Here is a 12579-nt window from a genome sequence, read left to right as displayed (position 1 = left end):
TGCCAGATTATAGAATGATATGCAAAAAGCTCATGAATCAGTTGAAAAACTGGCTTCATGAGCTTTTTATCCGTTGAAATTCTAGATGGATGCTTCAATCAATTGCTTAAGATTGTCTAGGAGGCTATCCAAGGCTAGGACTGCTTCCTGCTGCTGGTCTGGCTGGTAGAGATTTTGGAAGTAGTCTTGGATATTGGCTTCAAAATCCCGAGGCAGGCGGGAGCAATTTTCTTTGGCATACTGGAGCATGCGTTTTTCGCCTGGATGGAGCTGCTCATTGAGGGCAAAGAGGGCATCAAAGTAAGAGGCGAAAAACTCGCTGCTACGATGATTGATACTGAGCAGGTCTTGGCGCTTGAGGGCCTTTTTGATCTGTCTTGAAAAAGCTGGCATCGCTTGGTCAAGGAGCAGGAGCTGCTTGCTGATAATATTCTTTTTCAGCTCAGCTGGATAGGGCAGGCTGTACTTGCTCTGGAGCGTAGCGTAGCGCCCGTCTCGATCGTAGAGAATCTTGCTGTGGAGCAGATTGTACCACATACAGGTAGTATAAGAATTCTGAGCTTGGTGCTCTAAAACGACGGTCTGCAGGTCTTGGTCAAAGTCGTCTAGCGAGCGGTAAATCAGCTCAATCTCAATACCATTATTGAGGACGCAGTCGTCCTCCAGTTCCCAAAATTGATTGCCAATTTCCATATAGGAGCAGTACTTGCTGAGGATTTCTTGGCGGATGGCTGGCGCGAGAGGAGCGCTCAGGTAGACATAGACATCATAGTCTGAGTCTTGGTCAAAATGTTGGCCGGCCCGTGAGCCGCCGAGAGCCAGAGCTTCTACTTGCTCCAGCTGGGCCAATTCTTTAAATAGATTTTGTGGCATAATTTGTCCTTCTTAATTTTTTGACATCATTTTAGCAAAAAGTGAAAAGTCTGGCAAGAGGAAGGCAATCTTTTCTTTCTTTTTCTTCAAAAACTTGCTATATTAGAATTGACTAAGTAGAAGGAGACTTGAATATGTGTATAGAGTGCTATATTGACCAGAACCGCGTGACGCCGTTACTTCATCCCTTGGACTGTCTGAGAGAGCATAAGCAATATATCTGTGGACATTGCGGTCGTTGTATCTGCATTGAGCATACAAAAAATGGTCTGCAACGCTGGAATTTCCCTTTCAAATCTCTAGAAATTGCTAAGTATTATTTGCGGACAGCGGATGTGACCATGCAGGCGCCCTGCGGCATTTATCAAATCCAGTCAGACAAGGGACGGGTGTCTTACAAGATTTTTGCCAATCTGACGGATCTAGAGGCTTATCTGAAGAAGAATCCCGATAAAAGCTGTGCCAGCCGTCAGCCTAGTTTTATCATGCCTTCTTATCAGGAATTTCCTGAAAGTCAGATAAGAAAGCTAAGCGCTCAAGAAGCAGAAAGATATATGGCAGAGAGATGAGAATTTTCTGCTTAGAACAAATGAAATACATTAAAAATACAAAGGAGAAGCGATGATGATTGAAGTTCGCCAGGAAGCCCCTTCAGAATACCATGAAGTTGAAAATCTAGTCAGAGAGGCCTTTTGGAATGTCTATCGGCCGGGTTGTGCGGAACATCTGATTTTGCACCAATTTCGTCAGCATCCAAACTATTTAGAAAACCTATCCAAAGTTATTTTGGTAGATGGTCAGCTTGCTGGCCAGATTATGTTTAGCAAAGCCCAGCTTCGCCATGAGCAGACCGGACAGGTCAAGGAAATTGCTACCTTTGGTCCTTTTGCTATCCTACCAGCTTTTCAAAAGCAAGGGTTTGGAGAAAAATTAGCTCAGGCAGCTATCCGTCAGGCGAGGGAGGAAGGTTTTTCTCATATCGTTCTCTTCGGCAATCCTGCCTACTATCCTAAATACGGTTTTGTGACAGCCAGTGATTATGGTATTTATCTGGACGGTCAGGACAAGGAGGAGATTTTGGATTTTGTTATGGTGCTGGACTTGCAAAGGGATGGCAGCGTGACTCGGGAAAATGGACCTTGGCTCTATCGGGATCCGGAGGGTTATGAAGTAGATGAGGCGGAGTTGGAAATATTTGACCGCAAATTCCCACCCAAGAAGAAGGAAAAGCGGCCGGGACAGCTGGGCTAGGAAATTCAGCAGGAGGAGAAAGAGAGACTCTTTGGAAGTTTACAAAAATATATAAGTTTAAAGAAAAAATGCTATGGAAAATGAAGTTCAAGCGTTGATTAGCGCTGTAATTCAAATCCTTTTGTTTACTTTGCTTCCTTTTATTTGGTGGTTGGTGACGGCTAGAAGAAAAAATCCATTTTTAGAATGGATAGGCCTAAAACCGCTAAAAGAAACTGGCAGCCAGAAGACCTGGCTTTGGATTCTGCTGGGCTCAATCTTTTTTCTGGTCTTTTCTATTTTTGTTTTATACACGATAAGAAATCTTGAAACGGCGATGTCAAGATTTTCCGGGCTTGGTTTTAAAGCCCTGCCAAGTATTTTGATTTACAGTATTTTTCAGACAGCTTTGCCAGAAGAGATTTTGTTTAGAGGTTTTCTTTTGAAAAGATTAGCCAGTCGCCTTCCATTCAGAGTGGCCAATACTTTGCAAGCAGCTCTATTTGGTTTGCTTCATGGCCTCATGTTCGCTTCTCAGACAACTTGGCTGACATCTATGCTCATTATTTTGTTTACAGGGGGAATCGCAGCTTACCTGGGCTTTGTCAATGAGAAGAAATCGGATGGTTCCATTTTATCCAGCTGGGGCACACACGCTTTGGCCAATATTTTTGCTGGTCTTTGCTCGGCTTTCATGCTGATTTAGCTAAGTTCGAAAAGCTTAATCTAAAAAAGGCTACTAAAATTGAAAAAGCCCGATTTGTGTTGCGAATCGGGCCTTTCGTTTTAAAGTTTTTCAATATAAATCTGCTTGGCAATCATGGAGTTGACCTGAATCTCTTGCCCATCAACTTTGAGGACATAAAGCTGGGCAAAGGAGTCATACTGAAGAAGGGTAATGGTCTTGCCTAGCTGAAGACCATGCTTTTCTAGATAAATGAGAAGATCAAATTCATCGTGGACCCGAGTGACGAGATAGTCTCCAGGCTCGGAGGCCGCTTCTAAGGTGAGATTGTTTTTTTCTACCAAGAGCTCTCCCTTGGCTGGAATCGTACCGCCGTGAGGACAGGTTTCTGGAAAATTCAGCATGGCATCCAAACGTTCAACAAAACGATCTGAAACAGTATGTTCTAGGACTTCGGCTTCCTCATGGATTTCATCTGTTGTGTACCCCAGATGGTTGACGAGGAACACCTCAATCAGGCGATGCTTGCGGTAAAGTTCGGAGACCAGTCGGAGTCCTAAATCGGTCAGCAGATAGCCAGCCTGTTTGTCCTTTACCAGCAAATTTTCGGCCAGCATTTTCTTGATCATTTCGGTAACGGCTGGAGGAGAAACATGCATAAGCTGAGCGACCTCTTTATTGGTAATTTTTTTAGCATAGGTGCCAATCTCATAGATACATTTGAGATAATCTTCTTTATTTGGGGTCATTTTCAGTCCTCCTAGCCTTTCTATAACTAGTATAACAAAAATTGTGAAAAGAATACAGTTCGGGAGCTGACAGGGCAAGGAAGTGTTGCTGTTAGTTAAGTGAAAAATAGAATTCGAGAGCAGAAGTGACACTGTTCTCTTTTTTCAAGCTAGTTCAGTTTTTTACAAGGGGCTTCGGCTCTGGAGCATAGAGAAGTAGAAGCAAAAAATACTGTTAGAAAATAAAGTTTGGAGAGGGATTGCTTCAATCTTTTTTATGCTAACAACAGTTAAGATTGAAAAAAGGATTTTTACAACAAAAAGCACGAAATTTTTCGCGCTTTTCGATTATCCTAAGCTTTTAACTGCAGCGATAGCTGCTTCAAAGTCTGGCTCGGTATTAATGTTGTCTATATACTCTGCGTAGGTTACAGTGTTGTTTTCGTCCAGAACTAGAACGGCACGGGCTAAGAGGTGCCATTCATTGATGAGGACAGCGTAGTCGCGGCCGAAAGAATGATCGAAGTAGTCAGACAGCATGACAGCATTCTCAATGCCTTCCGCAGCACACCACTTGCTTTGGGCAAAAGGCAGATCCACTGAAACCGTGATGACAACGGTATTGTCCAAGTCAGAGAGTTCTTGGTTGAAACGGCGAGTTTGAGTCGAGCAGACGCCAGTATCGATAGATGGGATGATGCTCAGGACTTTCTTTTTACCAGCAAAGTCAGCTAGGGTTTTCTTTGAAAGGTCGGTTGCTGTCAGGCTAAAATCGCGGGCCGTGTCGCCGACCTGCAGTTGTTGGCCAGTGAAGGTAACAGGATTTCCGAGAAAAGTTGTCATAAGAAGTCTCCATTCGTGTTTAATAGCTTCATTGTACTGCGAATGACGATTTTTTTCGAATAATTTGACCGGAAATTTGAGAGCGTCTCCATTTGAAGCTCAGTCTCTATAAATAAAGAGGTTAGGATCTTGTCTTCCTAACCTCTCATGTATTATTTTGCCAATCCTTCGGAAATTTTATCCAGATTGTACTTCATCATGCTGTAGTAGCTGTCGCCTTCTTCTCCTTCTTCCGCAACAGAGTCAGTAAAGATTTTAGCATAGATTGGGATGTTGGTATCTTTAGAAACGGTCTTCATCGGACGCTCGTCAACACTTGATTCCACAAAGAGAGATGGGACTTTAGTCTTACGCAGTTTTTCAACCAAGGTTTTAATTTGGTCTGGGGTACCTTCTTCTTCAGTGTTGATTTCCCAGATGTAGGCAGATGGCACATTGTAGGCCTTAGAGAAGTACTTGAAGCAGCCTTCGCTGGTCACAATCATTTTCTTTTCTTCTGGGATATTGTTGAATTTTTCTTTGGCTTCCTTGTCCAAAGCGGTCAGTTTTTCTACATAAGCTTTGAGGTTTTTCTCGTACGTGTCCTTGTTGTCAGGGTCTTTTTCAATCAAGCGCTTGGCAATGTTTTGTGCATAGATGATGCCATTTTCCAAGTTGAGCCAAGCATGGGGGTCTTCTTTGCCCTTTTCACTTTGGCCTTCAAGGTAAATCACTTCAACGCCATCACTGACTGCATAGTAGTCCTTGTTTTCTTCTTTGTTGGCATTTTTGACCAACTTGGTAAACCAAGCATTGCCACCGGTTTCTAGGTTGATACCATTGTAAAAGATAAGGTCAGCTTGAGAAGTCTTTTTGACATCTTCAGGCAGGGGTTCGTATTCGTGCGGGTCTTTGCCGACTGGTACAATGCTGTGCAGGTCAATCTTATCGCCGGCGATATTTTTAGTAATATCCGCAATGATCGAATTAGTTGCGACGACCTTGAGCTTGGAAGAGTCACTGGACGAATTCTTCTGACCGGAGCAGGCAAAGAGGCCGATGGCCGTTAGGAAAATCAAAGCGAGAAAAGTCAATTTTTTCATAAAAAACTCCTTAGAATTTATTGTGTTTTATTTTTAATCTTCAAATAGCGCTGCTTGGGCGCAATAAAGAAGGAAATAACAAAGATGAGAGCAGAGGTCAGGACAATACTGGATCCTGCTGCGACATTGAAAGTATAGCCGATAAAGAGGCCCAGGACAGAAGCCAGCGCTCCCAGACAGGAGGATAGTATAATCATGGTCTTGAGGCTCTTGGCATAGAGATAGGCAGTGGCCGCTGGTGTAATCAAGAGAGCCACAATCAGAATGGTCCCCACGCTCTGCATGGCCGTCACAGCCACCAAAGTCAAGAGAATCATCAGCAGATAGTGGTAGAAGTTGACCGGCATACCCATCGATTGAGCCAGAATTGGATCAAAAGAAGTCAGCAGCAATTGTCTGAAAAAGATAGCTATGACCAAGAGTACCAAAATTCCAACACCAATACTAATCCACATATCTATATCTTGAACCGCCAAGATATTCCCGAAAAGAATGTGGAAAAGGTCGGTCGAGCTATTGGCGACGCCAATCAGAATGACCCCCAGCGCTAGGAAGGAGGAGAAGGTAATGCCGATAGCCGTATCGCTCTTGATGATAGAATTGCCCTTGATATAGGTAATGATGACCGAAGCGAGCAGACCAAAAGTGATAGCACCGATAAAGAAGTTAATCCCTAAAATATAGGATAGGGCTACGCCGGGCAGCACCGCGTGGGAAATGGCATCTCCCATCAGGGACATACCCCGCAGAATGATAAAGCAGCCGACGGCGCCAGCGACAATCCCGATAACAATGGCTGTGATAAGGGCATTTTGCAGGAAGTGGAAGTCCTGCAAGCCGTGGATAAATTCTTGAATCATCTTATTGGCCTCCCTTCATAAACAGTTGAGAACCATAAGCTTTTTCCATGTTAGTCTGATTAAAGGTGGTTTCCGTTGGACCAAAGGCTACGAGCTCTCTATTAAGCAAGAGAATCTGGTCGAAATAGGTCGTCACCTTGCTTAGGTCATGGTGGATAATCAAGATGGTCTTGCCCTGGTCTTTCAGTTTCCGCAGGGTGGACATAATAATCTCTTCACTGACGGTGTCAATGCCGACAAAGGGTTCATCCAGAAAGATATAGTCGGCTTTCTGGACTAGGCATCTCGCAATCAAGACCCGCTGAAACTGCCCGCCTGACAGCTGGCTGATCTGGCGCTCAGCAAATTCTTCCAGACCGACGACTTTGAGAGCCTGAGTGACTTTTTGCCAATCGCTCTTTTTAAGTCGTTGGAAGAGTTTGATTGTCGGATAAAGTCCTAAAGAAACGCATTCCTTGACTTTGATAGGGAAATTGTAATCGATTTGTGCTTTTTGCTCGACATAGGCAATACGGGCTAGCTGCTGATTTAGGGGTTCTTCGTTAAGATAGGTCTGGCCCTCATGGTCAATAATGCCCAGCATGGCCTTGATCAGGGTAGACTTACCTGCCCCATTTGGTCCCAAAATACCAGTGATGGTCGGACCTTTTATATTTAAAGATAGAGATTGGAGTGCCAGAGTGTCTTGATAGCTGACACTCAGATTTTCAATTCGAATCATTTCTTTCACCTCCATAAGATTAATATAACTTAAAAATATTCTTAAGTCAAGTTAATTTATAGAAATTTTAATTTAATTCACGAAAGATTTGAAAATATATCCTAATTTTGATAAGGTTATATTAAAAGCATGAAAGCGAGAACATAATGACACGTTTACAAGATGATTTTTATGACTATGTTAACGAGACATGGGCTGAGACAGCAGTTATTCCCGATGATAAGCCAATGACTGGCGGGTTTATGGATTTGGATCAGGATATTGAAAAGCTGATGCTGGCAACGACAGACAAATGGCTTAAAGGTCAGGAACTTCCGGATGATCCTATTTTGCAGAACTTTGTCAAGTATCACCGTCTGGTAGCCGATTTTGAGGCGCGTGAGAAGGCTGGTGTAGCACCTGCTATGCCACTTGTGGAAGAGTATAAAGCGCTAAGCTCTTTTGCGGAATTTGCAGGCAAGAGTGCGGAGTATATGCTGGCTGGCAAACCGAATTTTTTACGATTTGATGTTGCTCCAGACTTTATGAATGCTCAAATGAATGTTCTCTGGGCAGATGCGCCTGGCATCATTCTGCCAGATACGACCTACTATGAAGAAGGAAATGAAAAAGGGCCTGAACTTCTGGCCGCCTGGCGCAAGATGCAGGAAGAACTTCTACCTAAATTTGGCTTTTCAGCAGAGGAAACGAAGGATATTTTGGATAAGTATTTGGAATTAGATGCCAAGCTAGCCAAGTATGTCCTATCAAATGAAGAAATGTCAGAATATGCCAAACTTTATCATCCTTATGACTGGGCTGATTTTGTTCAGTTGACGCCAGAACTGCCTTTGAACGCTATCTTTACACAGATTCTAGGTCAGTTGCCAGATAAGGTCATTGTACCTCAGGAGCGCTTCTGGAAAGAATTTGCAGCAGAATACTATTCTGAAAAGAACTGGCCTGCTATCCATGCGGGGTTGAAATTATCGGCGGCTGGTGCTTGGACATCCTATCTGACTGAGGAACTCCGTGTCCTGTCTGGTAGCTATGCTCGGACCATCTCAGGGGTGCCGGAGCCACGACCAAAAGAGAAAGCAGCTTTGACACTAGCTCAAGGACCATATAATCAAGCTCTTGGACTTTGGTATGCTGGTCAGAAATTCTCCCCTGAAGCAAAAGCAGATGTAGAGCATAAAGTGGCCGCCATGATTGAGGTTTATAAGTCGCGTTTGACGACAGCAGATTGGCTGGCTAAGGAGACACGCGATAAGGCTATCGTTAAGCTCAATGTCATCACGCCACATATCGGCTATCCAGAAAAATTGCCAGAAACTTATGCGAAAAAAGTAATTGATGAAAAATTGAGCTTGGTGGAGAATGCTCGAAACTTAGCAAAAATTTCCATTGCGCATACATGGAGCAAATGGAATCAGGAAGTGGACCGCAGTGAGTGGCACATGCCGGCCCATCTGGTCAACGCCTATTATGACCCACAGCAAAATCAGATTGTTTTTCCAGCAGCCATTCTCCAAGCACCATTTTATGATTTGCATCAATCCTCATCAGCTAACTACGGTGGAATCGGTGCGGTGATTGCCCATGAAATTTCTCATGCCTTTGATTCAAACGGAGCTTCATTTGACGAACACGGAAGTCTGAAGGACTGGTGGAAACCAGAAGACTATGAGGCTTTCACAGAACGGACGCAAAAGGTTATCGACCAGTTCGAAGGTCAGGATTCTTACGGAGCCAAAGTCAATGGTAAGCTGACCGTATCTGAAAACATTGCCGACTTAGGTGGTATTGCCGCAGCTTTAGAAGCAGCTAAGAAGGAAGCGGATTTCTCTGCTGAGGAATTCTTTACTAACTTTGCCCGCATCTGGCGGATGAAAGCACGGCCGGAGTTCATGCAGATGCTGGCTAGTGTGGATGTCCATGCCCCAGCCAAGCTTCGGACCAATGTCCAGCTGCCCAACTTTGATGACTTCTTTACAACCTTTGATGTCCAAGAAGGAGATGGCATGTGGCGCAGCCCGGAAGAGCGCGTGGTGATTTGGTAAAATTCTTTAAGAATCAACCTGATAATTCATTAAAAAACCTGCTCGGGAACGGCTTAAACAGCCTTCCCGAACAGGTTTTTATAGTTCTTTGATTTCTTTCATATAGCCAGCCGTAATGATACCAGCGGGCAGGGCTACAATGGCGATTCCTAAAAAGGAGGAAATCATGGTAATGATTTTTCCAGTCGTTGAAATCGCGTAAATATCACCATAGCCAACAGTCGTTAAGGAGATGGTTGCCCAGTAGAGGGCGTCAAAAAAGTTAGGGAAGGTGCTGTGCTCTACATTAAAAATGACAAGGGCAGAAATAAAGATATAGCTAAGCGCTAAAATTCCTACAATAATCAGATTGTCTTTTTGTTTTTTTAAGACGTTGGTCATGATCTGGATGTTCTTAGAATAACGGAAAAATTTAAAAATACGCAAAGTACGAAGCATCCGCAAAATCTTAAAAAGTCGCAGGCTGTTATTTAATAAAAAGAGGGACGGCAGAATACAGAGTAAATCCGCTAAGGCCAGAAAAGTAAAAGGATAAAGTAGAAAAGAAATTTTTCCTTTCTGCAATTTATAATCCGCTGTTACAAGCCGAAGTATGTAGTCAATAATAAAAATAATCGTTGACACAAGATCAATCCACATGAAGATTCCTGAGTGACTTTTGCTAGTCAGTGGGATTAAGCTGCTGAGGATGACAAAGATCATAAAAATATCATAGGCTTCTTCAATAAAACTTTCCTGTTGATGGGGCTCAATAATCTGAAACAACGTCTTTCTCATCTTCATACCTCTTCCTTTTTAACTTGATTTTAAATTTATTCTATCGGTTTTTGAGGATAAGTCAAGGTAAATTATCAAAGATTTTATCAATTCCCTTTCTTCGGCGCCTTTCAAAATCCCTTGAAAATGGTATAATAGATAGAAACGTGGCTAGAACACGGAAAAGATCGTTGGAGAGTAAATGATTATGGCAACTTACAATCACAAAGAAATCGAGCCTAAGTGGCAGAAATACTGGGCTGAGCATCACACATTCAAGACAGGTACGGACAAGGACAAGCCTAACTTTTATGCGCTGGACATGTTTCCTTACCCATCAGGAGCGGGGCTCCATGTAGGGCATCCGGAGGGCTACACAGCGACAGATATCCTCAGCCGTTACAAACGGGCTCAGGGCTATAATGTCCTTCATCCGATGGGTTGGGATGCCTTTGGTCTGCCAGCTGAGCAATACGCTATGGATACAGGTAATGATCCAGCTGACTTTACAGCAGAAAACATCGCTAACTTTAAGCGTCAAATCAATGCGCTTGGTTTTTCTTACGACTGGGATCGGGAAGTTAATACCACTGATCCAAACTACTACAAGTGGACCCAGTGGATTTTTACCAAGCTTTACGAAAAAGGCCTAGCTTATGAAGCTGAAGTGCCAGTAAACTGGGTTGAAGAGCTGGGAACGGCTATCGCTAATGAGGAAGTTCTGCCAGACGGCACATCTGAGCGCGGTGGCTATCCAGTTGTCCGCAAGCCTATGCGTCAGTGGATGCTGAAAATCACAGCCTATGCAGAACGTTTACTCAATGACTTGGAGGAGCTGGACTGGCCAGAGTCTATCAAGGATATGCAGCACAACTGGATTGGCAAGTCAACCGGTGCCAATGTAACCTTCAAGATTAAGGACACAGACAAGGACTTCACAGTCTTTACGACTCGTCCGGACACCCTTTTTGGTGCGACCTATGCTGTTTTGGCTCCAGAGCATGCTCTCGTTGATGCCATTACAAGTGAAGAACAAGCCCAAGCAGTAGCAGACTACAAACATGCAGCCAGCCTCAAATCCGACCTGGCTCGGACTGATTTGGCTAAGGAGAAGACCGGTGTCTGGACAGGAGCTTATGCCATCAATCCTGTCAATGGCAAGGAAATCCCAATCTGGATTGCCGACTATGTGCTTGCAAGCTACGGAACAGGGGCTATCATGGCTGTTCCTGCGCATGACGAGCGCGACTGGGAGTTTGCTAAGCAGTTTGATTTAGAGATTATTCCAGTTCTAGAGGGTGGCAATGTTGCTGAAGCTGCTTACACAGAAGATGGTCCGCATATTAACTCTGGCTTCCTAGATGGCTTGGACAAGGCTGCCGCGATTGACAAGATGGTTGCTTGGCTAGAAGCGGAAGGCGTCGGAAATGAAAAAGTCACCTATCGCTTGCGCGACTGGCTCTTTAGCCGTCAGCGCTACTGGGGTGAGCCGATTCCAATCATTCATTGGGAAGATGGTACTTCAACGGCTGTCCCTGAAAATGAACTTCCACTTGTCCTGCCTGTAACCAAGGATATCCGTCCTTCTGGTACCGGTGAAAGCCCTCTGGCCAATCTGACTGACTGGCTGGAAGTGACTCGGGCAGATGGTGTCAAAGGACGCCGCGAAACCAACACCATGCCTCAATGGGCTGGTTCCAGCTGGTATTACCTACGTTACATTGACCCACACAACAATGAGAAATTAGCAGACGAAGAGCTGCTCAAGGCTTGGCTGCCAGTTGATATTTACATTGGTGGCGCAGAGCACGCCGTGCTCCACCTCCTCTACGCTCGCTTCTGGCATAAATTCCTCTATGATATCGGAGTGGTGCCGACCAAAGAGCCCTTCCAAAAGCTCTTTAACCAAGGCATGATTCTGGGGACTAGCTATCGTGATAGCCGCGGTGCTCTAGTAGCGACGGACAAGGTAGAAAAACGCGATGGCTCCTTCTTTAACATCGAAACTGGGGAAGAACTAGAGCAAGCGCCTGCTAAGATGTCTAAATCTCTGAAGAATGTGGTCAACCCAGACGATGTGGTGGAACAATACGGTGCCGATACACTTCGTGTCTATGAAATGTTTATGGGGCCGCTGGATGCATCCATCGCTTGGTCAGAAGAAGGTCTGGAAGGTAGCCGCAAGTTCCTAGATCGGGTCTATCGTCTCATTAACTCGAAAGAGCTTGTCTCTGAAAATAGCGGAGCCTTGGACAAGGTTTACCACGAAACAGTCAAGGCTGTCACAGAGCAGATTGAGGAGCTCAAGTTCAATACAGCCATTGCCCAGCTCATGATCTTTGTCAATGCAGCTAACAAGGAAGAAAAACTCTATGTCGAATACGCCAAAGGTTTCATTCAATTGCTTGCGCCTTTTGCACCGCACTTGGCTGAAGAACTCTGGCAGGCAGTAGCTCAAACTGGCGAGAGCATTTCCTACGTAGCTTGGCCAACTTATGACGAAAGCAAGCTGGTTGAAGCAGAGGTCGAAATCGTCGTTCAAATCAAGGGTAAAGTCCGTGCTAAGCTAGTCGTAGCTAAGGACCTGAGCCGTGAGGAACTGCAGGAAATCGCTCTGGCAGATGAGAAAATCAAATCTGAAATCGCCGATAAAGAAGTCGTGAAAGTCATTAGCGTGCCGAATAAACTAGTTAATATTGTAGTGAAATAATTAGTTTGTTTATTGCATTTGCAGGAGATTTCAATCAAGTCTGCATTAG

Annotated in this window: 12 protein-coding genes; 5 read left to right on the top strand and 7 right to left on the bottom strand. The window is 44.4% G+C overall.

The genetic code is table 11. The features are described from left to right. Positions 1 to 81: 81 nt before the first annotated feature. Positions 82 to 873, bottom strand: coding sequence for a nucleotidyltransferase domain-containing protein (locus AC5FEC_RS05945; RefSeq protein WP_493661614.1), 792 nt, complete (start codon positions 871 to 873; stop codon positions 82 to 84). 134 nt (positions 874 to 1007) lie between these two features. On the opposite strand from AC5FEC_RS05945, the gene AC5FEC_RS05940 reads away from it, so the two are divergent. From AC5FEC_RS05940 to AC5FEC_RS05930, 3 genes are all read left to right on the top strand, one after another. Next, positions 1008 to 1442 carry a hypothetical protein gene (locus AC5FEC_RS05940; protein WP_493661613.1) on the top strand — a complete coding sequence of 145 codons (435 nt, stop codon included), beginning with the start codon at positions 1008 to 1010 and terminating at the stop codon, positions 1440 to 1442. A gap of 52 nt (positions 1443 to 1494) precedes the next feature. Then, positions 1495 to 2124 carry a GNAT family N-acetyltransferase gene (locus tag AC5FEC_RS05935; protein ID WP_493661612.1) on the top strand — a complete coding sequence of 210 codons (630 nt, stop codon included), beginning with the start codon at positions 1495 to 1497 and terminating at the stop codon, positions 2122 to 2124. A gap of 73 nt (positions 2125 to 2197) precedes the next feature. Continuing rightward, on the top strand, positions 2198 to 2809 hold the full coding sequence (locus AC5FEC_RS05930; RefSeq protein ID WP_493661611.1) for a CPBP family intramembrane glutamic endopeptidase: 612 nt from the start codon (positions 2198 to 2200) through the stop codon (positions 2807 to 2809). An 80-nt stretch (positions 2810 to 2889) separates the two neighbouring features. On the opposite strand, the gene AC5FEC_RS05925 is transcribed toward AC5FEC_RS05930, so the two are convergent. The 5 genes from AC5FEC_RS05925 to AC5FEC_RS05905 form a co-directional block, all read right to left on the bottom strand. Continuing rightward, on the bottom strand, positions 2890 to 3537 hold the full coding sequence (locus tag AC5FEC_RS05925; protein ID WP_493661610.1) for a metal-dependent transcriptional regulator: 648 nt from the start codon (positions 3535 to 3537) through the stop codon (positions 2890 to 2892). 327 nt (positions 3538 to 3864) lie between these two features. Then, complete coding sequence (tpx, locus tag AC5FEC_RS05920) at positions 3865 to 4359, bottom strand: thiol peroxidase (RefSeq protein ID WP_493661609.1); 495 nt, start codon at positions 4357 to 4359, stop codon at positions 3865 to 3867. A gap of 152 nt (positions 4360 to 4511) precedes the next feature. Continuing rightward, entirely contained in the window at positions 4512 to 5441 is a 930-nt protein-coding gene (gene ssaB, locus AC5FEC_RS05915; protein ID WP_493661608.1) for a metal ABC transporter substrate-binding lipoprotein/adhesin SsaB, read from the bottom strand. A gap of 17 nt (positions 5442 to 5458) precedes the next feature. Continuing rightward, the gene (locus tag AC5FEC_RS05910) at positions 5459 to 6301 is read right to left on the bottom strand and encodes a metal ABC transporter permease subunit (protein ID WP_493661607.1); all 843 of its coding nucleotides are present in this window, start codon (positions 6299 to 6301) and stop codon (positions 5459 to 5461) included. Position 6302: 1 nt separating this feature from the next. Further along, complete coding sequence (locus tag AC5FEC_RS05905; protein ID WP_037616190.1) at positions 6303 to 7022, bottom strand: metal ABC transporter ATP-binding protein; 720 nt, start codon at positions 7020 to 7022, stop codon at positions 6303 to 6305. 146 nt (positions 7023 to 7168) lie between these two features. Here AC5FEC_RS05905 and AC5FEC_RS05900 point away from each other — a divergent pair, with 146 nt between their 5' ends. Next, the gene (locus AC5FEC_RS05900) at positions 7169 to 9064 is read left to right on the top strand and encodes a M13 family metallopeptidase (protein WP_493661606.1); all 1896 of its coding nucleotides are present in this window, start codon (positions 7169 to 7171) and stop codon (positions 9062 to 9064) included. A gap of 78 nt (positions 9065 to 9142) precedes the next feature. Here the strand turns inward: AC5FEC_RS05900 and AC5FEC_RS05895 are convergent, their stop codons facing one another. Further along, positions 9143 to 9841, bottom strand: a complete 699-nt coding sequence (locus AC5FEC_RS05895) for an ion transporter (protein WP_493661605.1) — start codon at positions 9839 to 9841, stop codon at positions 9143 to 9145. A gap of 187 nt (positions 9842 to 10028) precedes the next feature. Between AC5FEC_RS05895 and leuS the strand changes: the two genes are divergently transcribed. Continuing rightward, on the top strand, positions 10029 to 12530 hold the full coding sequence (leuS, locus tag AC5FEC_RS05890) for a leucine--tRNA ligase (protein ID WP_493661638.1): 2502 nt from the start codon (positions 10029 to 10031) through the stop codon (positions 12528 to 12530). Positions 12531 to 12579: the final 49 nt, after the last annotated feature.

Source organism: Streptococcus sp. STC1396 (genome assembly GCF_058933875.1).
Note: the sequence above shows the minus strand (reverse complement) of the source record. Positions and strands in the feature narration are given on the sequence as shown.